Below are 22,823 nucleotides of genomic sequence, written 5' to 3' on the forward strand. Positions count from 1 at the left end.
TTACTTCTTGAGTTAAGAGAGTGGGAAACTAAGAAGACAAGCTATTTTGAATTTTAAATTGTTTATGACTTCTATTTCCACTGCACAGGCGAAGCTCCATCACCATCGGGAACAATTTCCGGCTTTAGGGAATAAGCTGTATTTTAACTATGGTGGACAGGGGGCGATGCCAAGAGCCACAATGGAGACGATTACCCAAACTATAGCGCATATCCAGAATATCGGCCCTTTTGGCACTGAGGCGGGTGCTTGGTTAACGGCGCAAATGCAAACTGTGAGAAAAGCGATCGCCTCTGAGTTGAACGTCACACCTGATACAATTGCTTTTACTGATAATGTGACTGTGGGCTGTAATATCGCTTTGTGGGGGATATCCTGGGAAGCTGGCGATCATGTTTTATTATCAGACTGCGAACATCCTGGGGTAATTGCGGCTACTCAAGAAATTAGCCGGCGGTTTGGGGTGGAAGTCACTACTTGTCCATTGCAAGCAACTTTAAATGAGGGTGATCCTGTAGCAATTATCGCTGAAAATTTGCGCCCCAACACTCGCTTAGTTGTACTCAGTCACGTTTTTTGGAACACTGGACAAGTTTTACCTCTAGAAAAAATTGTGGAGGTATGTAGAAATAATGATTCTTTGTTATTAATAGATGCGGCTCAATCTGTCGGTGCTTTACCTTTGAATTTAGCAGAATTGGGAGTAGATTTCTATGCTTTCACTGGTCACAAATGGTTATGTGGCCCGGAAGGTGTGGGGGGTTTATATGTGCGTCCAGAAGTTTTAGGAAGTCTGCATCCTACTTTTATCGGTTTGTATGGAATTATTACTAATAGTCAAGCCCAACCTGTGAACTGGAAACCCGATGCGAGACGGTATGAAATATCTACCCCAGCTTACCCATTGTACTTGGGTTTGCGGGAGGCGATCGCTACTCATCGACAATGGGGAACACCACAGGACCGTTACGCCCAAATTCGCCACAACAGTGAATATTTGTGGCGACGTTTAGCTGAGTTACCTAATGTAAAATGTCTTTGCAACGCACCCCCAGAATCTGGTATTGTGGCTTTCCAACTGAGTAATCATGAACCTGTAAAGTTAGTGCAGTTTCTTGATGCTCAAAGTATTTTAACTCGCACAATTGCTGACCCAAGTTGTGTCCGTGCCACCGTCCACTATTTGACTTTAGAATCGGAAATCGACCAATTGGTTGCAGCAGTAGCCAAATTTTCGTAGGTTGGGTTAAGCGCAGCGCAACCCAACATCGATCTTAAAAATTCAATATGGATGTTGGTGTTGGGTTTCCTTGCGTCAACCCAACCTACCATTTCTTCGCACTTTTATAGCAGAGAATTACGAATTACGAATTACAAATTATTTTGCATGGGTTTACCTGTAATAATAAAGGCTGCCCAATAATAAGGATGGGAGTAGAGTTTTTTCTCGCGCTCCATTTTACTGATTCTATAAAGATGGGTGGCTAGATACGACCTGATTTTTAACTCTTGGGGATGTAATTGATTGAGTAAATCTTCATACCATTGGGTTAATTCTAAGGCGGTTAATTCTTTGAGCCATTTTGTAGCTGCACTTAAGGCTAGATTTGGCGATCGCAATAATTGCAGTTGCCGATAAAATTCTATAATTACTAAGGCACTCGCAGATGATTCTACAGTCCACAAGGTACTCAATACATAGGGAACACCGCCGGATAAGAAACCGTTAACTAAACTCACATATTCACTAGTAATGTTTTGGTGACTAGTATTTGTGGTGTCACAGGCGGAAAGGGTGACTAAGTTATATGTTGCTAAATTACCTTGCATGATTTCTGCTAAGGTGAGTTTATCTTCACCTGCAAGGGCTAATTCTGATTTAGTAGGCTCACTCAGATTATTAATTACTTGTCCAGCAAAATGACAGATATTATAATTACTAAAATATCTATCAAATAAATTATTTTCGACATTCTCTTTATTTGCTGCTTCTCCTTGGATACGATAAGGTTCATTAAACATCTGGCAGATAATTTCTGACTCCAAGTTAGCAAATTTGAAGGTGGGGTGATTGCTATTTGTCGGATATTCAATACTGAGTAATGCTTGCTCTGTTAAATCCCAAATATCTTTGGCATTCCTGATTGATAAACCTGTTTGGATGTTAGGTAAATAGGTAACGCTCAAGTTTGGTTCTAAATTTTGCTGTGCTTCTGGGTTGATGTGGAAAAGCACATGAAGGGGTAGGCGTTGTAAATCACGATGAGGAACTAAAATTAATTGGGTGATATTTTCTAATTCTTGAATAATCGTATCAATTTCTAAAATATTTTTTAATTGTAATAGTCTCCCCTCCATTTCTAACCGCCAACTATGATTACTTTTGCTGGTTTGATCTTGGGCTTGTAGGCGATATTCTTCATAGTCTCGCTGCCAATTTTCTAACCAATTTTCAAAACTAATCAGCCGCCTAGTTGCTTCTGGTAAGGGGAAATCTTGCAGTGATTTACTGCTAGTTTCCACATCTTTGATTGGGGTGAAAACCAGAATTGGTGAGGGCGCTTGATCTTTAATAATAAATGTATGTAAAGCAATGGGGCTAATATGCCAGTAAATAATGGCTGTTTGGGGATTCAGTAATGTTTGCGTTGATGAGCGATAATTCAGGGGAGTAATATCTGGATTTCCACCAAATAGCAGCGCATTTAAACAAGAGTTTTTACTATATTCTGCTATTTCCCAAGCTTCCACTAAATCACCAAATTCTACAGTGATATCAGTGATCATTTGTGGGAATCCGGCAAATTTAAGAACTAGTTGTTTTTTACTATCATCAGAGCGCGTTGGTTCGTTGAGTAATTGTTGTAATAAATTGGTAGCGCGTTGTAGTAAATCTTGTGCTTGTGCTGTTTGTCCCAGTCCTAAAAGTGTTTTAATCAGGGATTGTAAAACCTCTAAGTGTAACTGAGGAAAATCCTGGTTAGTCAGAGTTAATAGTGCTTGATTATATTCAGCTACAGCTTTACGCCAATAGTTGCGGGGGGTATTTTGTTTTTTACCTTGCTCGTAATAACTATTACCAATTGCTAGATGTAATCTCCCCCAACCTTCTGGATGGGTGTCGGAACGAATGTGTTTTAAGCCTTCTTCATAACTGGCAATTTTGCCTGCATAACTACCCTGATTTAAAGCAGGATGAGTTAAAGCGATACTGGTTAATAAATCTAAATTATCACTATCAATGTGACCAATAGCCGTACCTCTACCAATCCAAGCCTCCCAATAGTCGGGTTTAATATTTAAGGCGTTGTCGTAGGAAGATATGGCTTCTAAATATCGTTCTAAATAAAATAGGGCGACGGCTTGATTATACCAAGCCAAGTGAAAATCTGGCTTAATGGCTATAGCTTGCTGATAGGAGGCGATCGCTTCTTCTCGGCGTAATAAGTTGTCTAAAGCGATACCACGATTATACCAAGCTAAGTAAAAATTCGGTTGAATAGCCAGGGCTTTATCCCAAGAGGCGATCGCTTCTGACCATTGTTTTAAATTAAACAGTACCACACCCCGATCAATCCAAGCCTCGTGAAAATCTGGCTGAATTTCTAAGGCGTTGTCGTAGGAGGCGATCGCAGCTTGATGTTGTTCGTTGATACTCAAGGCAATGCCTCGATAATACCAGTTTTCCGCTTCTTGGGGTTCTAGATCCAGGGCTTGATCATAACTAGCGATCGCTTCAGTAATTTGTCCTGTCTTCAATTGCGCCCAACCCTTACTAGCCCACACTTCCGGGTTATCAGGATGAATAGCGATCGCTTGCTCAAAGGATGCCATCGCCTCTTCAAATAATCCTAATTCCCCCAGTGTTCCCCCCCGGTTATACCAAGCTTTGTAGTAATCGGGTTTGAGTTGAATAGCTTGATCATAAGAGGCGATCGCTTCCGTGAGGCGTTCCAAATGAAATAAAGTTAAGCCTCGATTAAACCAATATTCATGGGAGTGGGGATTGAGTTGAATTGCTTGTTCATAGGAGGCGATCGCCTCTGCTAAATTACCATTTTTAGCTTGCTGCAAACCTTGGTAAAATAATGCTTGGGCTTGTACTAAAGGATTGGAAAATTCACCTGCGATCGCCGGGAGTTGCTGCGGCTGAACTGCTAAATTAGCCGCCAACTGCTGCACTAAACTCGCACTTTGATCCAATCGCACTAATAACTCATCTAGAGTATAGGCGACATCCGAATCTAAATTAGCTAAAGATTGATCCCAATTATCTTGACTAGATAAAACAACCGCTCCCCTGAGTGTCCCTGGCGCATCAAATAGCACTTCACTCAAGTTAGTGATGATATCTTCTGCCGGTGGTATAACCTCTGGCTGTAATTCTTCCCAACTCAGTGCGTCTAAGTTTTCTATAGTACTAGGGACAATCGGCTCAATGGCGACAAACTCAATTTCTTGGGGCTGATCTTGCCAAATTTGCCCATCACCTTCTTCCACAGCTTCAGTCGCTTCAGGCGGATATTGCCAAAACGATTGTTCCGTAGTTTCCTCGCTATCTGCTTGAGCAACTTCCGCCCAGAATTGAGAACTGCTTTGTGCGATAACTTCCGTATTTTCATCATCCCCACTTGCTAAAACAATTTCTGGTTCTGGATCTTCCGACTCCCATAAAAGCTCACCCAAATTACGGATTAATTCTTCTCCGGGAGAAGTTAATTGTATTTCAGTATTTTCACCGTTTCCATCATCAGACAAGTGTGTATAATTCTCATCTTCAAACAATTCATCAGCATCTGTATGCAACAACTGGATACCAATTTCATAAGATAATTCACCGATTTTACCAATCTCCAATTCACCTAATTGCACCATCTGGGTAGCTACTAGATGATTGGGTGCAGGCGAGAGGAGTAATTTTTCACCATAGATCAACAGCCAATCTATCCACCGCTCCACAGTGATACGGTCTTCCATCCTCTCCAAAAACTTAATTGCCCATTGTTGTCCCCGTCCTTGATGCACACCCTCCAACAGTTGCATATACAACAGTTCTAGATCCGCATTAGTTAGTTCAGGTGGTATTTCTACCCCCTGTGCTTCCCGCGCAGCTTTAAGTGAACCAGTCTGGTTAACAGCAACCGGGTGTGTTTCTATTGTTTTAAACCACTGCAATAGCCGAGTGAGCATCTGCCATACTCTTGGATTTTGTTTAACCTAGATTGTAGCCATCGTTGTGCTGAAAAAATTTTAATCTATCACCATTTGCCTGCAATATACTGAAATACCCAGAGTTTTCCACCTGATAGTTATAAAAAATATACAAAACTTAGCTAGTTCTTTTAAGGGTATGGGGCATTGGGCATGGGGCATTGGGCATTGTATTTTTCTCCCCCTGCTCCCCCTGCTCCCCCTGCTCCCTGCTCCCCTGCTCCCCTGCTCCCCTGCACCCTGCCCCAACTCAAACACCATCCGTATTAGACTGACTCGCAGCATAATATTGATTAACTAATGTCTCCACAATCACCTGGGGATCATCGGTTTCAATTGCCAGTTGTTCGGACATTTGCCGCCGTAAGTTTTCATCCTGTTGCAACATAATAAACAACTCATCTAGGGTGACTGTTTGTAATTCTGCTTCTGAAGCAAAATCAGGGGTTGATTGTTCATCTGTTTGTGGTATATTTGTACTAACAGCATCAGGCCCGTCATATTCCCAGATGGGTTCACCCTGATTGCGGGTTAGTATCTGCATTCCAATGTCATAGGCTACATCTCCTATTTCTCCTATACCTAAGTCCCCTAGTTGCACTAATCGTGCAGCTAATTCATTGTTGGGAGAGGATGATGCTAGTAATTTTTCACCAAACTGCTTTAACCACTGTACCCACCGTTCAGTTGTGACACGATGCTCAATATTTTGCAGCCACCGTAATGCCCAGGTTTGGCCTCGCGCCTGATGTACTCCTTCTAAAAATTCCGTAAACAGAAATTCTAAATCTGTGTCGGTGAGAGGTGGGGGAGGTTGGGTTGCCACATTCTCCCGAACTTTGGCAGGAGTTGATTTTTTACCGAACAAGCCTTGAAAAAGGTCTTTAAACCACTGGATTAGCCGCCTGAGCATTTTGTGTACCATCTACTATTGTTTACCCTAAGATTTTAGCGAGCTACTATTGTGGATGCTGAAAGCATCCCTAAATACTCTCGCTTGATCCTGATCAATAAAATGTATATAAATGAGTTTTATTGTCTCTTCTAGGTTATGCCACAGTCGTCAACATGGGCAGTAAAGTTTAAAATGCTTTAACCAGAAATGAGTGCTGAGTGACAATCTCCACTTAAATACTGAGTTTAGTCAAGAGAGTAAAACTGGTATACTTGTCAGGCTTTTGGCTTTGTCAACTACCAAAGGCATTGAATATTTTGATCCATGTCTTACGAACCCCTGCACCACAAGTATCGTCCAAAGAGTTTTGCTCAACTGGTGGGGCAAGAAGCGATCGCTACCACTTTAATTAATGCTATCCGTACAGCTAAAATTGCCCCTGCTTATTTGTTTACTGGCCCTAGGGGGACAGGAAAAACCTCTAGTGCGCGTATTTTGGCTAAATCCCTAAATTGTCTGCAAGGAGACAAACCCACGGCTGAACCCTGTGGCGTATGTGATGTTTGTCAAGGAATCACCAAAGGTTACTCTCTAGATGTCATTGAGATTGATGCTGCCAGTAACACTGGTGTCGATAATATCCGCGAATTGATTGAAAAAGCCCAATTCGCTCCTGTACAGTGCCGTTATAAAGTTTATGTAATTGACGAGTGTTTAACAGGAGATTCCCTGGTTTTAACTACTGAAGGTCTGGTGAGAATTGATGATCCCACCATCAAGGGCAAACAAGTCCTCAGTTATAATGACTCATTACAAAAGTGGCAATTCAAAAAAGTTCTCCGGTGGTTAGATCAAGGTGAACGAGAAATATTACGTATCAAGACCACTCGCCAAGAAATTAGATGTACGGGAAATCATTTAATTAGGACAGATCAGGGATGGATACCAGCAAAAAACGTCAAAGAAGGAGCGAAGATACTATCCCCTGTGAATGTGGATGTGGCAACCTCATTTACAAATTTGGAACAGATGGACGTGTCCGCCGATTTGTTTCAGGACACCAGTTCAAAGGCAATACCTACGGACAAAAATCTTACAACCTGGAATATATTCGGGAACAAGCCGAGTTACTCCGTCCCTTGTGTGGGTGTGGCGGTGGAGAAAAGCTCGATTTACCAAACTTCTTACAAGTCAAAGGCAAAGGAATTAAAAGTATACAGTCTCACTGGGAAAGACACCCATTCAAAAAAGGACACGGAATTTGGATTAAGCGCACAGAAAACTTTATTACCACGGCGGAAGTTATACAGCCAGAGATACTCGGACTTATTTACGGAACACTACTTGGGGATTGTGCCATCACTTACCCCAATAAACACAGCAGATTCCCTAGATTGGCTTGGACACACGCCGAAAATCAGCTTGAGTGGTCTGATTACAAAGCATCTCGGTTACAAGTATTACGACCAACACGACGCTTTACCACTAATCAGGGATACGGTAAAAGTTCCATCACTAGCAACACCTGTTGTCATCCCCAACTTAAAGATGTCTTTGACATCGTTAGAGTCAATGGGAATAAGAAAACCGTCTCTTGGCTGTGGCTTAATCGAATTTCACCAGAAGGACTTGCTTGGTGGTACATGGATGATGGCTCACTCAGCCTGTCTCCCGCAGGGAGTCCACAAATTCAATTGCATACAGAAGGATTTTCTGCCCCAGAAAATCAAATCATTGCCAATTGGCTCACAGCAATGGGATATCCAGCACAAACAAAGTCATACACCAGAAGTAGAACAGGAAAGCACTACCATTACATATCTATGGGCGCAAACACCAGTAGGAAATGGCTGGCAGACCTTAAACAGTATGCAATACCCTCAATGGATTACAAGTTTGGAACAGGTCGAATCTGTTCACCTCGCTGGAATTGAGCGAGTATATGACATTGAAGTTGAGGATAATCATAATTTTGTAGCTAATGGGCTTTTAGTTCATAACTGCCATATGCTCAGTAGTGCAGCGTTCAATGCGCTACTAAAGACACTAGAAGAACCACCTAAACACGTAGTCTTTGTACTCGCTACAACTGACCCGCAAAGAGTATTACCAACAATTATTTCACGCTGTCAAAGGTTCGATTTTAGACGCATTGAGTTAGGGGCGATGGTGAAGCATTTAAGTGCGATCGCCTCTCAAGAAAATATTCATATCTTACAGGAAGCCGTCACCCTAGTGGCTCAACTATCTCAGGGAGGATTGCGAGATGCAGAAAGTCTCCTTGATCAGTTGGCTTTATTAGCCGGAGAAATCACCCCGGAAAGAGTTTGGGACTTAGTTGGCTCTGTAAGTGAACGGGATTTATTGGCATTATTAAATGCGATCGCCCAAGATTACCCAGAAGCAGTATTAGATCAAACTCGCCAAATTTTAGATCGTGGTCGAGAACCACTAACTATTCTGCAAAATCTTGCCGCCTTCTACCGTGATTTACTGATAGCAAAAACTGCACCGAACCGCCAAGATTTAGTAGCTTGCACCCAGCAAACCTGGAAAGCACTAGTTGAGTGCGCCCAGGCTTTACCCATAGGTAATATTTTGCTTGGTCAAAAACACTTACAAACAGCCGAACTGCAACTAAAAAATACTACTCAACCACGATTATGGTTAGAAGTAACATTACTAGGACTATTACCCAGTGCTAATATTCCCTCAACCCCTACTGGTGTATTCCCTGTGATATCACCCAGGGAACAGCGTCCAGCCGTCCCCCCACAAATACCACCGCAAAAACTCACCCCAACAACACCCCCACCTGCTTCAACTGTACCATCCCCTCCCCCCATCCCAGAGGAAAAAGTTGCCCCTGTCGCTTCATCTTCCTTACCTGCCTCCACCCCAGAAGCACAACCCTTAACCCCCAATTCCTCACCACCACCTATACAGGAAACAGTTGAAACAGGGCAATTGGACTTGACTGAAATTTGGCAGCAAGTATTAAGTAATATTCAGCAAATACCCAGACGTGCTTTATTAGGTCAAATGTGCCATTTAATTGAATTTGATGGCACTGTAGCCCGTGTAGGAGTGAAACCAGTATGGTTTGACAAAGTAAAATCTGATTTACAGATGATTACGGCAGCTTTTCAACAAACTTTTCATCAACCAGTGCAAGTCACCCTAGAAAAAGCCACTACATCAACTCCCCCTGCCACCAAAAAAACCCCCCCAGCCAACGGTAATGGTTCACCCTCCGTCAAGCAACCACCTCCAGCCAGTTACAACAACCACAAACCACCCACCCCCACACCACCCCCAACCCCAATAACACCCACACCAACCAAACCCGAACCACCAGTTAATAAACCCAAAACACCACCCCCCCCAACTAGCCCACCACCTCCAGCAACTTGGGAAACCGATGAAGCTGCGATCGCTGCCCAACGTCTAGCACAATTTTTTGACGGGCAAGTCATCCGATTCACAGATGATGGTGAAGAGTTAACAGAAACCGCTACATCTGAATGGGTAGATGATGTAGTTGATGATGATTTTTAGGGAATGGGGCATATCAATTCAAAATTCAAAATTCAAAATTCAAAATTCAAAATTGAAGAGTGTTACTCCCCCTGCTCCCTTGCTCCCTGCTCCCTTGTCTCCTTTGTCTCCCTTGTCTCCCTTGTCTCCCTGCCCCCTGCTTCCTGCCCCCTGCCCCCTGCCCCCCTACATTCTTCACCCCAACCCCATCTTATTGACTGTCACTCAAAGTCTCGATTAATAAATCAACTTGCTTTTGTCGCTGCTGTAAAAAAGTTTCGCATTGTTGCAGATATTCAACTGCATTAGCAAATTGATCAAATACAGCTTCTAACTCTAAATTACCTGATTCAATCTGAGCGATAATTTTTTCTATTTCTGCTACTTTTTCCTCATAATTCCAATTTGTTAAAGCTTCAGGATTAGAGGATGTTTTCCGTTTAACCATTTATTTTATCTTCGCTTCAATACAATACCCAATCCCCAATACGGCAAAATTCAATAATTTTGAATTTTGAATTTTGAATTTTGAATTGTTTAGCCCAATCCCCTATTCATCTTCTACTTCCAGTACCTGCACTTTCACTTTACCTTGTGCTAATTGCAATGATAATTCTTGCCCAATAGCTAGTTTACTAGCAACACGAGCGATCGCACCATTTTCTTCTCTGGCTACGGCATAACCACGCTGTAACACGGCTTTGGGGTCAAGGGTGGCTAATTTTTCTCGTAATAATTCTAAATGTTGGTGTGCTTGTTGCGATCGCCCTTTGGTTAGTTGCAGTAATTTTTGACGTTGCCAATTTAGCTGATTAACTTCCTGCTGTACTTGTCTATCTAAACGCAGATTTCGCAACCGATGGCGCAAAGTTTGTAGTTGATGAACAGCTTGACTCTGAGAAGCTAGCAACCCATCATATAAAGCATCAACTCGCTGCCGATGCTGAGTATACAACTGTGCCAGGGAAGGAACAACAGTTTCCGCCGCCGCCGTGGGTGTATGTACGCACACATCCGCCACTAAATCCGTTAAGGACTCATCCCGTTGATGACCAATTCCTGTAATTACGGGGATAGAACACTCAGCCACCGCCCTCACTACTCGTTCATCATTAAAACAAGCTAATTCCTCTACAGCACCGCCACCCCTTGCTAAAATTAATACCTCGGTGCGTCCATCTTTTTCTACTCTGGCAATAGCTTTAACAATTGAGTCTGGGGCTTGCTCACCTTGAACTGTGGCGGGTGAAAATAAAACGTGTAACCCTGGATATCTTTGCTTGAGGGTTCTTTGAATATCGCCCCAAGCCGCCGCCGTGGGGGACGTGACTACAGCGATAGTTTGGGGATGAAGTGGGAGCGATCGCTTTCTTGCTGTATCAAATAAACCTTCTTCTAGTAAACGCTTGCGTAATTGTTGGTAGCGCAATGCTTGCAAACCCTCACCACCGGGTAAAGCCTGCCATACTGTTAATTGATACTCTCCTCGTTGGGGATATATGCGAATACTACCTAAAATAATGATTTGTTCCCCAACGGTAGGTAACTGCATCAGTTTACTAACTTGACTATTCCACGCCACACACTTAATTGAGGCTGTGCCGTCAGTATCTTGTAGCGTGAAAAATAGCCCACTGCGATGCTGATTAGCACTGGATACTTCCCCCATTACCCAAACTTGTCGCAGGATGGGATTTTCTTCTAACAGCACTTGGATATATTCAGTAATTCCTGCTACAGATAAGGTGGTATCAGGAAAGTCAAGATTCATGTGATTTCAACCCACTATGCACTTAAAATCAACATAGCGTCTTTTTGAGCCATTCAACATTTAGAGTGAAAACTGACAGCATTTTTTATCAATTGTTTGCCGAGTTTCCTAGTATATTCTTCGAGTTAATCGGATACTCTCCCGATCATGCTCAAGGTTATCAATTTCGGTCAAGCCATCATCGATTTAATCGAAACAATCATAGTTTATAAATTTCCGCAATTAACCCGTCAAGAGATAGAAGATATGTTGAAACTCAACGCCCTCAAACAAACTAGAGTTTATCAAGAAGCCTTAAACGAAGGTAGAGAAGAAGGGAGAGAAGAAGGTAAACTAGCAGCTGTGCCGTTGCTTTTAAAAGCCGGAATCAGTGTAGAAGAAATTGCTCAACAGCTAGACATTAACATTGAAACAGTAAGGAAAATTGCCCAGCAACAGACTTAACTAGTCAGAATGTGGCGATCGCTTGCCTAGAAAACTTGTAGAGAATGTGCAAAAATGACCGAGAAGTGCGATCGCTCCATACAAAATTCTGAGATGGACCAGTTTCAACTAAATATATGAATAAGCTAAATGTCCATTTACAGTATTTTTACCATTTCCATTGTCATTCTGATTAAGCCAGAATCTTCAGTAGTATATTGAAAAACGCTGAAGTTAAAATATTATGGTTGCTGAAGTGCTGAAGCCAAATGTACAAGATTTGCAAACAGATGTAATTGACTTACTGGAGCGAATCAGTGAACTAATGAATCGTGCTAGTACAGCACTGAGTTCTGATACATCTGGGAATAAATACGCAGAATTTGAGCAACAAATTAGAGACGAAGCTAAAAAAGTAAAGCATCTTGAGTTGAGAATGGCGATTGTTGCGCCAATGAAAGCAGGTAAATCAACTATTACCAACGCCATTGTTGGACAAGAGATTTTACCAAGTCGTAACTCAGCTATGACAACGCTTCCTACAGAGATTATATTTAATGCTCAATTCACAGAGCCAGTTTTACATCTAAGTCAAGATATATTATCAGTTTTTCAAGAAACACTATCAGCTTTACGCAATAAAATTGAATCTTTAGGATTAGAACAAGTACAAGAAAAACTTGCTCAATATCCACATTTAGCTAATATGCTACAGGACATTAAACAGCCGATAGGAATAAAAATACCTGCAAAAAGTAGAGGATGTGAGCAGATTATTCATACTTTAACTCACATAAATGATATTGTTCGCCTGTGCAGTATCCTAGAGCCAAGTGCTGATCCCATACAATACTTAATAGATATTCCTAAAATAGAAACCCCTTTTTGGCGTTTAGAAAAAACTGAAGAGAAACAACCACAGCTTGGTAATTTGGTAATTGTAGATACCCCTGGGCCAAACGAAGCAGGAGAAAATCTACGACTTCAGACTGTAGTCGCTGAACAACTTCGCCAAAGTTCAATTGTTTTGATTGTTTTAGATTTTACGCAGTTGAAAAATGAAGCTGCTGAGAAAGTTAAAACAGATGTTCAGAAAGTAATTGAATTGCGAGGAAAAGATAATTTATATGTGTTAATTAACAAAGTTGACCAACGCCGACAAGGAGATATGACTCCTGAACAGGTGCAGCAGTTTGTTGCTGCCGAATTTGGCATTGGTGACGGTGGTGATTCTGGTAGAGTCTTTGAAATATCAGCAAGGAGAGCTTTTACTGCTGCTAGCTTTTTATTAGAATTGCAGCACAATCCAAATATTAATATTGCTGAGATGAAGACAGCAAAAGCACTTGCTCAAGAGGTGTTTGGTATTGATTGGGAAGAAGACCTTGAAGAAGCTACAGTCCAGGATTTACAAACTAAAGCTGAAAAGCTTTGGAAAAAATCAGGGTTTGACCCATTTTTAAATGGTGCAATTACAGCACTGATGAAAGAAGCTGCGCCTCGTTGTATGAAATCATCTTTGAAAGTTGCTTGTGGTCGCCTTTTAGAGTTGAGTAATGATGTACAACTTCGCAGCAGTGCTATCAATGCAGATGAAGCCAAAATTAGACAAGAAGTTGGTGCATTGGAAAGAGATTTGCAATCTATAGAACAATGTCGTCATCGCCTACAAGAAGTAGATAGAATCAAATCCAATCTTTACAAACGACTTGAAAAAATACTTGAAGATATCCAAAAAAAAGCTCAATACAGTCTTAAGACGTATTTCCATGAAGAGGAATATCAACGTGCAGATAATCTCAAAAAAGGAGGTATGATCACTCAAAATTTTTTAAACTGGGTTTCTAAAACATTTAGTTATGTTGAAATAAAATCAGCAAATGACGGTGTAATTGAATTTACAAGTATGCAAGAAGCAGAACATTTCGGAGAACAAGCTATTGCTTCTGCTAAATTTAATGTCATCGAACCTTTGCTTGAAAATGTTCGCCAACAAGCTAAAGATATAATTAAGCAGTCGCGTCAGAAAATACAAGACTCTTTAGAAACTGAAACTAAGCCGATTATTGAACGTGCTTGTCAAAGGCTAAACGAAAATTTTAATATCAATTTATCTTTGCCAACACCAACCATAGAGTATGAAAATTTTGATAATATTCAAGTGAGTATAAGTCAAAAAACGAAGTGGATAGATCAAGGCTATCAGAAAAAAATAGTTGGAAAACGATATTTTTGGCACTGGCTTTGGATGGTTGAGAAAAAAGAAGAGATTAGTGTCAAGTTACCAGATAAACAAGAAGATTATTATACTGTTTCTCTGGAAGAAATAGTTGAAAAATCTAATAATCTAATTGAGGATAGTATTAAAAATATCAAAGAGGGAATTAATCAATATTTAGACGCTGACTTTAAACAACAAATTGATAAGTTCTTTGCAGAACTTGATACTTACTTAAAAAATTATCATGATACTTTATTGCAGGCGCAACAAGACCAGAAAAGACAGACAGAAGAAAGAGAAAAATTAGTCAGTGAACTCAGTTCGTTAGAAATTGAAACTAGGCAATATAGAGACAAAGTAGATATTAATTTGAACCGTACAGGTGAATTAATGAGGGTTAAAAGATGAATTTTTTTTGTTTTTATTTTTTATATTTATCAAACTTCAAATCTGTTCATAGCTAGAATATGATTATCCCACAAGACGAAGATATTAGTATTCATAGCCGATTTCCTAAAAGTATTGAGCAACTTCAGCGTCGCATCCCTGTTGTTGGTGACAAAGCCCTAATAGACCTCATCAATGGTATTCAAGTTAGCAAAGACATCATCCGCTATCGCAGAAATAGGGGATTTATTGGACAGCTAATTGATCAAATTGATGGCAGTGATAATAAACGTAAACTCCTCCTTGATGGTAACTTAATTGCTGGTCAAGAAGCACTATGTAAATGGGTTTTAGAACTTACTGACTCACTTCGTATCAGTCAAGTTGCTCTGGAAGTTACCCAAAATTCTTTACTAGAAGCCCGTGACGCAATTCGTCAACAAAAACAGAGGTTACAAAACCAAGAAGACGCAGTAATTCAACTTAGCCACCAACTCAATCTATTAGCTCAACAAATTACCACAAGACTGAACAATATTGAAGCAAGGGTGCGTAAATTAGAAGTGCGAGTGGCTGCTAATGAAGATTTTGATTATATTGTTACTGCTTGGGCGGCTGGACAAACTTATACAAAGCTACCTTGGACTGTACAAGTAGCTTTATTAGCAAGGGAAGTCTTCAGCAGTTCTGTAATTAAGTATGAACTAGAAACTGGTGATCAAAAACGTTTGCGCCAGTTGTTGGTGAATAAAATTCTGTCCACAAGCAAACAACTTCCTAACAGTTTCTTTGGACTTGGTGATTTATTAGATCAATCGTGGTCAACAATGGCAAACAATGACCGAGAATTAACTGCTAGTTTACTCGAAATTCGTTCTATTCCCCATCAGCGATTAATTAATACACCCTACTTATTTGTCATTGGTACAACTTTGGAATTAGCCACACTACCAGAAGATGCTAGACCTATTAAACCAGGACAAAGCGCGATCGCACTCTGTCGCGCCCACATTGAGCGCATTTCCCTTACCACCGATGCACAGGAATTTATCACTGCTGTTGTCGAAGAAACCGCCAACGATTGTCTAGCAATGATACGATGAAACCTGCTAACCCTACATTTGGACTCGTACTCACTGGCGGAGGAGCAAAAGGAGCTTATCAAGCTGGTGCATTAAAATATATCGCCGAAATCGGTTTAGTCCCTCAAATTATTGCTGGAACTAGCATTGGCTCTCTCAATGGTGCTGTCCTTGCGTCCCATCCTAATTTTACTCAAGCAGTACAACAGCTTAATCAACTCTGGAATCAGTTGGCTCAAGCAGACATTTTACGTCCTCATGCGGGTACAGTTCTCCGTACACTCAGTTACACTACTCAAGCTTTTGTCCCAACATTGCGAATATGGACACTTGAGTTTCTACTTAAACAAGGACTATTACAAGACTCTACCGCCATATTTGATCCCGCCCCGATTGCAGAATTGTTACGAAAAACTGTTAATCCGCATAAATTGCGCCGAGGGATTGAATTATGGGTGACAGTCTTTCCTTCCCTGAAAATCCCTGGTTTGGGCAACAATTTGCTAGTTGATTTAGTTCGCGCACGCACCGGGACAGATGCTCATTGGCTATGTGTACAAGATTTTACAGACGATGAAACCCTCTATAATGTGATTCTAGCCAGTGCAGCCCTTCCCCTAGCTTTTCCCAGTCGTCACGTAAATAGCCAAGTGTATATTGATGGTGGTTTAGCGGATAATGTCCCATTAAAAGCGTTAGCTGCCCGTGGCTGTACTCATGCAATTATCATTCATCTGCAAAATGGTGTAGATTGGAATCGCCACGACTTTCCAGCACAAACCATTATCGAAATTAGACCACAACTACCAATCAATAAATCGGATACACCCATTATTGGCTTAATTGATACTGTTTTAGACTTCAGTGCTGAACGTCTAGCAGAACTCCAAAAGCGTGGATACGAAGACGCGAAGCGTTGTCTAACTCCCATTATCCAAACTTTTAGCACCCTGAAACATCAACGACACTGTCATGACAGCCTGATTAACTCAACTCAGCGTTTAATCAACGACTCTCCTCTGTAAGCTGCCATATCTTTGGCGTAGCCCTGCGTACATTTAAGTTTAAAATATTACCTTTTTCAAAATTTTTACAATCCCACTACCCCAATTACGTAGCAATCAGGTTAGGATCTTGTCACAGTTACTTTTTAATTTGAGAAGTCCTATTCCAGAAATTTCCGGCTAAAATAGTATATCTGTTCTACTAAAACTCTCAACCCCACACATCTGAAATCCATATACTTAATAGAGGCACGAATGGCTATCAATACCGATACTTCCGGCAAGCAAAAGGCTCTCAATATGGTACTCAACCAGATTGAGCGCAGCTTCGGTAAAGGAGCAATCATGCGCCTAGGTGATGCTACCCGGATGCGGGTAGAAACCATCTCCACAGGGGCATTGACTTTGGATTTAGCGTTGGGTGGTGGTTTACCCAAGGGGCGGGTGATTGAGATTTATGGGCCGGAAAGTTCCGGTAAGACGACTGTAGCACTGCACGCGATCGCAGAAGTGCAAAAAGAAGGTGGCATCGCTGCTTTTGTAGACGCAGAACACGCCCTTGATCCTACCTATGCTGCGGCTTTAGGTGTAGATATTGACAATCTGCTAGTTTCCCAACCAGATACCGGCGAAGCAGCTTTAGAAATTGTTGATCAACTAGTACGTTCCGCCGCCGTTGACATTGTAGTTATCGACTCAGTAGCAGCTTTAGTTCCCCGTGCGGAAATTGAAGGCGATATGGGTGATGCTCACGTCGGCTTACAAGCCAGACTGATGAGCCAAGCTTTACGTAAAATTACTGGCAATATTGGTAAATCTGGTTGTACTGTTATCTTTATTAACCAGTTACGGCAAAAAATTGGTGTCACCTACGGTAGTCCTGAAACTACTACCGGTGGTAATGCGTTGAAGTTCTATGCTTCAGTTCGTCTAGATATTCGTCGTATTCAAACTCTGAAAAAGGGTTCAGATGAATTTGGCAACCGTGTCAAAGTGAAAGTTGCTAAAAATAAAGTTGCACCACCTTTTAGAATCGCGGAATTTGACATTATTTTTGGTAAGGGAGTTTCTACTATCGGTTGTCTGGTAGATTTAGCAGAAGAAACTGGCATTTTGGTACGCAAAGGAGCTTGGTACAGTTATAACGGCGATAACATTTCTCAAGGCCGAGATAATGCTATTAAGTACTTAGAAGAAAAGCCAGAATTTACAGAACAAATCAAAAAGCTAGTGCGAGAGAAATTAGATATGGGTGCTGTTGTATCAGCTAACTCTGTATCTAAAGTTAGTGAAGACGATGAAGAAGAAGATGTTGATGAAGAATAGAATTTAATTCCCAATATCATCATTTATTAAAAAGATTACTCCTTTTTGGAGTAATCTTTTTTAATTCTAAGTAGAACAGGGTAAATAATTAAAGGTTTGTAGTGAGAACTTTAGTTCTCTCTGAGTTCTCTCCGTTCCCTGCGGGACGCTCCGCGAACAAATCAGGACTAAAGTCCTTACTACGAACTTAATCTTAGTTTTTTTGCATTACTTAAGATAGTTTTGTTTTTTCAATTCGTTTTATTTATATTACTCCCAGCAATTATTAAAACCTGTTGATTGCTGGAAAAATCTATCTAAAATCTCAGATTTTTGTTGTTCTTGTAACTCATTTCGTCCACATTCTAATTTACCCCAAGCGCAATCTAGAGAAATGCGTACAGTCTCATCAAGATTTGTGAGTTCACCTTCTTCTTCAACCGCAGTATAATCACTTAAAGCCTGTTGGTGAACATCTGCTGGTATGGGCATTAAGTGACTGAGTAAATCTGTTGGTAATTTTGGTAAAATACGCTGTTGATGAGTGCAGAAAAAATCAAAAGTCAAACTTCCTAAACGGATGCGATCGCCTTCTTTCAGTTTGACTGGTTGATAGATAGGTTCGCCATTGACAAACGAACCATTTGTACTGTCAAAATCTACTAAATAAAAGCCTTGATTTTGAATGTACTGAATGGCAGCATGGCAACGAGATAAATGTTGATCTTCTGTATATATACCATTACTGCGATCGCGTCCTATTGTCCAAACCTGTTGCGGTTGCTGGAGAGTTTGCGTCTGATGGTTACACAGGTTAGTGATCACATAAACAGATGAACTCTCTACAACACCTTGTACATAACGCCATTTTACCTCTGTTAATGATGGCTGATAGAGGTTTTCTAGCTGAAGAATTTCATCTAGAAGATAACCATGCCGTTCATACAAAGCTAAAAAGACTTGATACAATTTTAAACGCCTTTCTACCTCTTGTTTTTTTAAATTGGTTCTCATAACTATAATAATTAAAGACTATTCTAAAAGGGATGTAATCTTTAATAGTATGGTAAATTATTTACATCTATATTTAACAGATATTTTGTATGAAGAATCCAATAAGATTAACTATTAATCTCAATCGCTATACTGTTACAATTTGACCGATAGCAATCATTATTATTACCTACAATAAACCCCGTTTACCATTAGGGCGTATCGTCATCCAATTTGTCTTAGCTAATGCTAACTGTTCATCAGAAATTTTTGCTCCAGTCAGATTAGCACCGCATAAATTCGCACCCCGGAGATTAGCATGACTCAGATAAGCATTAGTCAAGTCGGCACCGCGTAAGTCTGCACCCTCTAAATCGGCATGATTGAAGTAAGCTTTTGAGAGGTTAGCATCTTTTAAATTGGCACGAGTTAAACTAGCTCTCCCAAAATCAGTATTATGGAGATTAGCTCCTTGAAGATTAGTATTTTGTAGCTGACAAGAATGAAAATTAGTCGATGATAAGTCTACACCTTGGAGATTGAGCAAGTTTAAATTATGTAGAGCAAAATCTCGTCTTCCCTTCAAATAGGCTTTAAGTAAAGTTTGGGTATCTAGTCTACGCCCAACTTTAGATTTGGGGTTTTGTGACGCATTGCTCTGGCTATTAGACAAGGATGTTGGTTTACCAGAGGGAACTCCTTGTCGTGTTCCTCCAGCATCTAATCGAGTACCCTCGGCTATTTTGGCTCGTCTGGCGCGAATGGCGGCTGCTACCTGTGCTACACCTAAACCTGTAGCTGTACCAGGGTTGCTATGTAAAATCGCAGAATTTTCGGGACGCTGATATGTTGGCTCTTTATGATTCGGTTCAGATTTAACTAGCAATCCTCCCGCCAAACTTTCTAAATATGGCTCGATTTCCAATGCTTTGAGAACTTCTTTGGCTGAATGATAGCGCGTGCGAACCGAGACATCTACCATTTTTCGCAACACATGGATCAAATGATCGCTCGCTTGCACTAAATGCTCCCACATCACTTCCCCGGTACTGGGATTGTAATCCAGGTCTTTAGGAGTTTTACCTGTCAGCAGATAAACACAGGTGACTCCCAGAGCATAAATATCACTAGCGTATACTGGACGCATTGCCATTTGCTCTGGTGGTGCGAAACCAGGAGTACCAATTGCATATGCAGTTAGGGCTGTATGTCCTGATTGGTTGGCTGTGGTTTGGGTAACTTGGTTTTTTACCGCGCCAAAATCAATCAGTACCATTCTGGAATCTTGAGAACGGCGAATTAAGTTAGCTGGCTTGATATCACGGTGAATAACTTTTTGATCGTGGATATATTGTAATAATGGCAAAATTTCACTTAAAAATTGCTTAACACCAGCTTCGCTAAAAGTACCATTCAGTTTCACTTCTTGCTGGAGGGTAGAACCGCTAATATATTCCTGAACTAAGTAGAACTGTTCTTGCGCCTCAAAATAGTCTAACAATCGTGGTATTTGGGGATGATTGCCAATTTTGCCTAGGGTGTTGGCTTCTCGCGCAAATAGTTCTCGCGCCATCTGCAAAACTTGTGGTGTTGTACCTGAAGGACGCAGTTGCTTAATGACACAACTGGGTTCTCCTGGTAAAATCTCATCACGGGCTAAAAACGTTGCGCCAAAGCCACCCTGACCTAATGGCTTCAAAACTCGATAGCGATCGCGCAACACTAATGGTGAGCCACAAGCCTCACATCTTTGGCTATATGCTACATTCTCTGGATTTGGACAGTTGGGATTTATGCAATAGCTCATGCACTGTCAACTCGCTGCACGAAATAATAACCGGTAGCGTTACACTCTTTTTTAATTATTGCGACTCAAATTCAACTATTGCTAGGTAAGTTTTGCGGTAACTCTTTTGAAGAGTTGCTGAAGTTGAATCTGACTTGTGTAAAGCAATTATCATGCCAAACAATTTATTATACTTACTCTGACTAATAGTGTCGAGTCTCTATAATCTAATTACATCAATGATTAGCATAGCTTGCTATCCACATACGTAATTGCTAAATTTGATAAATTTAAGTAATTTAAAAACAGTTATTTCTGTAGTATTACTTAGATGAGAATGCTGATACCAATTTTGGATTTTAGATGTGGTGAAAATATTTACTATCTGGTCTAAATGCTACTGAAGCGATCGCACAAAGATCATCAATTGCTGTGTAGCACAGGAAGCAGGGGAAGTAGGAATTTGATAATAATTTTTCCTTTGACCGAAAATCAATGACGCGCAAGCCCCTAGATTCCTCTATGGGGAGTACGTCAATCATGGAATAGTTTCATATATCCCAACATTAAGTTATGTAAATAATACTTGAATATATGTTCAGATGTTATAGTGTAATTACAGAAATATTTGGGAGAAAAATATGACAACTGTAAACCAAATGAAATGCGCTTGTCCAAGTTGCCTGTGTATCGTTTCGGTAGAAGATGCTATCAGTAAGGATGGTAAATACTACTGTTCTGAAGGCTGTGCTGAAGGACATAAAACCATCAAAGGATGCAATCACAAAGGTTGTGGCTGCTGAGGATTGGAGGAGTGCTGGATTAAATCAGCACTCCTCACTTAAGAATTACAGGCTAGATAATACCTCGCGTGCGATCGCAATAGTTTGGTCAATATCTTCTTCAGTGTGAGCTAAAGAAGTAAAACCAGCCTCAAATTGAGAAGGTGCTAAATAAACACCGCGCTCTAACATACCGCGATGGAAACGGCCGAATTTACCTGTATCTGATTTTTTGGCATCTTCATAGTTATGCACAGGGCCAGAGGTGAAAAATAAGCCGAACATCGCACTAATAGAACCACCGCAAGCAGCATGACCAGTTTCTTGAGCCGCTTGTAGCAAACCATCAGCGAGCTTTTTGGTAATGCGTTCCAAATACTCGTAAGTACCAGGCTTTTGCAGCAATTCCAAGGTTTTAATCCCGGCCGTCATGGCTAGGGGATTTCCCGAAAGAGTTCCGGCTTGATATACAGGGCCAGCCGGAGCAATCATAGACATGATATCGCGGCGACCACCGTAAGCACCTACTGGCAATCCACCACCGATAACTTTACCCATAGTGGTTAAGTCGGGTGTAATGCCAAATTTCTCTTGCGCGCCACCATAGGCGATGCGGAAACCAGTCATCACTTCATCAAACACAAGTAACGCCCCATGCTCATGAGTGAGTTCCCGTAATCCTTCTAAAAAGCCAGCATCAGGGGTAATAAATCCGGCGTTACCTACAATTGGTTCTAAAATTACACCAGCAATCTGATCGGGGTTTTGTTCAAATAAAGCTTTGACTGCTTCTAGGTCGTTGTATGGAGCAGTAAGGGTGCTGCTAGTGGCTGATTTAGGTACACCTGGGGAATCAGGTAAACCGAGGGTAGCGACACCTGAGCCAGCTTTGACTAGGAACATATCAGCGTGGCCGTGGTAGCAGCCTTCAAACTTGATGACTTTCTCCCGGTTGGTAAAAGCCCGCATCAGCCGTAGCACAGCCATACAAGCTTCTGTCCCGGAGTTGACGAATCTCACCATTTCGATGCTAGGAACGGCCGCAATGACCATTTCTGCCAAGACATTTTCTAGCACTGAAGGCGCACCGAAGCTAGTACCTTTTTCCAAGGCTTCATGGAGTGCGCTAATCACTTCTGGATGAGCATGTCCACAAATAGCTGGCCCCCAAGTGCCTACATAGTCAATATATTGGTTGCCATCTACATCCCAAATATACGCGCCCTTCACCCGGTCGAAAACTATGGGTTGTCCCCCTACAGATTTAAAAGCTCGAACTGGGGAACTAACACCGCCTGGCATAAGATTTTGGGCAGCCGTAAAAATTTCTTGTGATTTTGTGGTTTTAATTGTGGTATTTACCAAGGTTCTCTCCTAACAGTGGGCATTCAAAAAAAAGCTCTATCTTAGGATAGGGTGAAATTTT

17 protein-coding genes and 1 pseudogene are annotated in these 22,823 nt (G+C 41.2%); 9 read left to right on the top strand and 9 right to left on the bottom strand.

The window, feature by feature from the left end; translation table 11 throughout:
• Positions 1–64: 64 nt before the first annotated feature.
• Complete coding sequence (locus ACPZ3T_RS20730) at positions 65–1,240, top strand: aminotransferase class V-fold PLP-dependent enzyme (protein WP_490271346.1); 1,176 nt, start codon at positions 65–67, stop codon at positions 1,238–1,240.
• A gap of 131 nt (positions 1,241–1,371) precedes the next feature.
• Here the strand turns inward: ACPZ3T_RS20730 and ACPZ3T_RS20735 are convergent, their stop codons facing one another.
• The 3 genes from ACPZ3T_RS20735 to ACPZ3T_RS20745 are packed head-to-tail and all read right to left on the bottom strand — an operon-like array spanning position 1,372 to position 6,124.
• Positions 1,372–5,190 (bottom strand): CHAT domain-containing protein, encoded by a 3,819-nt coding sequence (locus ACPZ3T_RS20735; RefSeq protein WP_490271347.1) that lies wholly within the window; start codon positions 5,188–5,190, stop codon positions 1,372–1,374.
• Positions 5,191–5,250: 60 nt separating this feature from the next.
• Entirely contained in the window at positions 5,251–5,472 is a 222-nt protein-coding gene (locus ACPZ3T_RS20740) for a hypothetical protein (protein WP_490271348.1), read from the bottom strand.
• On the bottom strand, positions 5,462–6,124 hold the full coding sequence (locus ACPZ3T_RS20745; protein WP_490271349.1) for a hypothetical protein: 663 nt from the start codon (positions 6,122–6,124) through the stop codon (positions 5,462–5,464). The genes ACPZ3T_RS20740 and ACPZ3T_RS20745 overlap by 11 nt, the downstream gene beginning before the upstream one ends.
• A 306-nt stretch (positions 6,125–6,430) precedes the next feature.
• Between ACPZ3T_RS20745 and dnaX the strand changes: the two genes are divergently transcribed.
• Positions 6,431–9,664: a DNA polymerase III subunit gamma/tau gene (gene dnaX, locus ACPZ3T_RS20750; RefSeq protein ID WP_490271350.1), complete on the top strand. Its 3,234-nt coding sequence runs from the start codon at positions 6,431–6,433 to the stop codon at positions 9,662–9,664.
• Between the two features lie 46 nt (positions 9,665–9,710).
• On the opposite strand, the gene ACPZ3T_RS20755 is transcribed toward dnaX, so the two are convergent.
• From ACPZ3T_RS20755 to xseA, 3 genes are all read right to left on the bottom strand, one after another.
• On the bottom strand, positions 9,711–9,842 hold the full coding sequence (locus ACPZ3T_RS20755; protein ID WP_490271351.1) for a hypothetical protein: 132 nt from the start codon (positions 9,840–9,842) through the stop codon (positions 9,711–9,713).
• A 12-nt stretch (positions 9,843–9,854) separates the two neighbouring features.
• Entirely contained in the window at positions 9,855–10,091 is a 237-nt protein-coding gene (xseB, locus tag ACPZ3T_RS20760; protein WP_490271352.1) for an exodeoxyribonuclease VII small subunit, read from the bottom strand.
• Between the two features lie 102 nt (positions 10,092–10,193).
• Positions 10,194–11,414: an exodeoxyribonuclease VII large subunit gene (xseA, locus tag ACPZ3T_RS20765; protein ID WP_490271353.1), complete on the bottom strand. Its 1,221-nt coding sequence runs from the start codon at positions 11,412–11,414 to the stop codon at positions 10,194–10,196.
• 65 nt (positions 11,415–11,479) lie between these two features.
• Between xseA and ACPZ3T_RS20770 the strand changes: the two genes are divergently transcribed.
• From ACPZ3T_RS20770 to recA, 6 genes and pseudogenes are all read left to right on the top strand, one after another.
• Positions 11,480–11,626, top strand: coding sequence for a DUF2887 domain-containing protein (locus ACPZ3T_RS20770; protein WP_490271354.1), 147 nt, complete (start codon positions 11,480–11,482; stop codon positions 11,624–11,626).
• Positions 11,586–11,858: pseudogene (locus tag ACPZ3T_RS20775) on the top strand (DUF2887 domain-containing protein); the annotation flags it as partial. The gene ACPZ3T_RS20770 and the pseudogene ACPZ3T_RS20775, both read left to right, overlap by 41 nt.
• A gap of 223 nt (positions 11,859–12,081) precedes the next feature.
• Positions 12,082–14,466 carry a dynamin family protein gene (locus ACPZ3T_RS20780; RefSeq protein WP_490271355.1) on the top strand — a complete coding sequence of 795 codons (2,385 nt, stop codon included), beginning with the start codon at positions 12,082–12,084 and terminating at the stop codon, positions 14,464–14,466.
• 59 nt (positions 14,467–14,525) lie between these two features.
• Entirely contained in the window at positions 14,526–15,548 is a 1,023-nt protein-coding gene (locus tag ACPZ3T_RS20785) for a diguanylate cyclase regulator RdcB family protein (RefSeq protein WP_490271356.1), read from the top strand.
• A complete protein-coding gene (locus ACPZ3T_RS20790; protein ID WP_490271357.1) occupies positions 15,545–16,552 on the top strand; it encodes a patatin-like phospholipase family protein in 1,008 nt (335 codons plus the stop codon). Before ACPZ3T_RS20785 ends, ACPZ3T_RS20790 begins: the two co-directional genes overlap by 4 nt.
• Before the next feature lie 234 nt (positions 16,553–16,786).
• Positions 16,787–17,857, top strand: a complete 1,071-nt coding sequence (recA, locus tag ACPZ3T_RS20795; protein WP_490271358.1) for a recombinase RecA — start codon at positions 16,787–16,789, stop codon at positions 17,855–17,857.
• Positions 17,858–18,106: 249 nt separating this feature from the next.
• On the opposite strand, the gene ACPZ3T_RS20800 is transcribed toward recA, so the two are convergent.
• Both ACPZ3T_RS20800 and ACPZ3T_RS20805 read right to left on the bottom strand, forming a co-directional pair.
• Entirely contained in the window at positions 18,107–18,850 is a 744-nt protein-coding gene (locus ACPZ3T_RS20800; protein WP_490271359.1) for an FHA domain-containing protein, read from the bottom strand.
• A 169-nt stretch (positions 18,851–19,019) separates the two neighbouring features.
• Complete coding sequence (locus ACPZ3T_RS20805) at positions 19,020–20,636, bottom strand: serine/threonine-protein kinase (RefSeq protein ID WP_490271360.1); 1,617 nt, start codon at positions 20,634–20,636, stop codon at positions 19,020–19,022.
• A gap of 620 nt (positions 20,637–21,256) precedes the next feature.
• On the opposite strand from ACPZ3T_RS20805, the gene ACPZ3T_RS20810 reads away from it, so the two are divergent.
• A complete protein-coding gene (locus tag ACPZ3T_RS20810; RefSeq protein WP_490271361.1) occupies positions 21,257–21,418 on the top strand; it encodes a metallothionein in 162 nt (53 codons plus the stop codon).
• A gap of 45 nt (positions 21,419–21,463) precedes the next feature.
• Here the strand turns inward: ACPZ3T_RS20810 and hemL are convergent, their stop codons facing one another.
• Positions 21,464–22,762: a glutamate-1-semialdehyde 2,1-aminomutase gene (gene hemL / locus ACPZ3T_RS20815; RefSeq protein WP_490271362.1), complete on the bottom strand. Its 1,299-nt coding sequence runs from the start codon at positions 22,760–22,762 to the stop codon at positions 21,464–21,466.
• Positions 22,763–22,823 lie beyond the last annotated feature (61 nt).

The organism is Aliinostoc maniaoense (assembly GCF_058172895.1).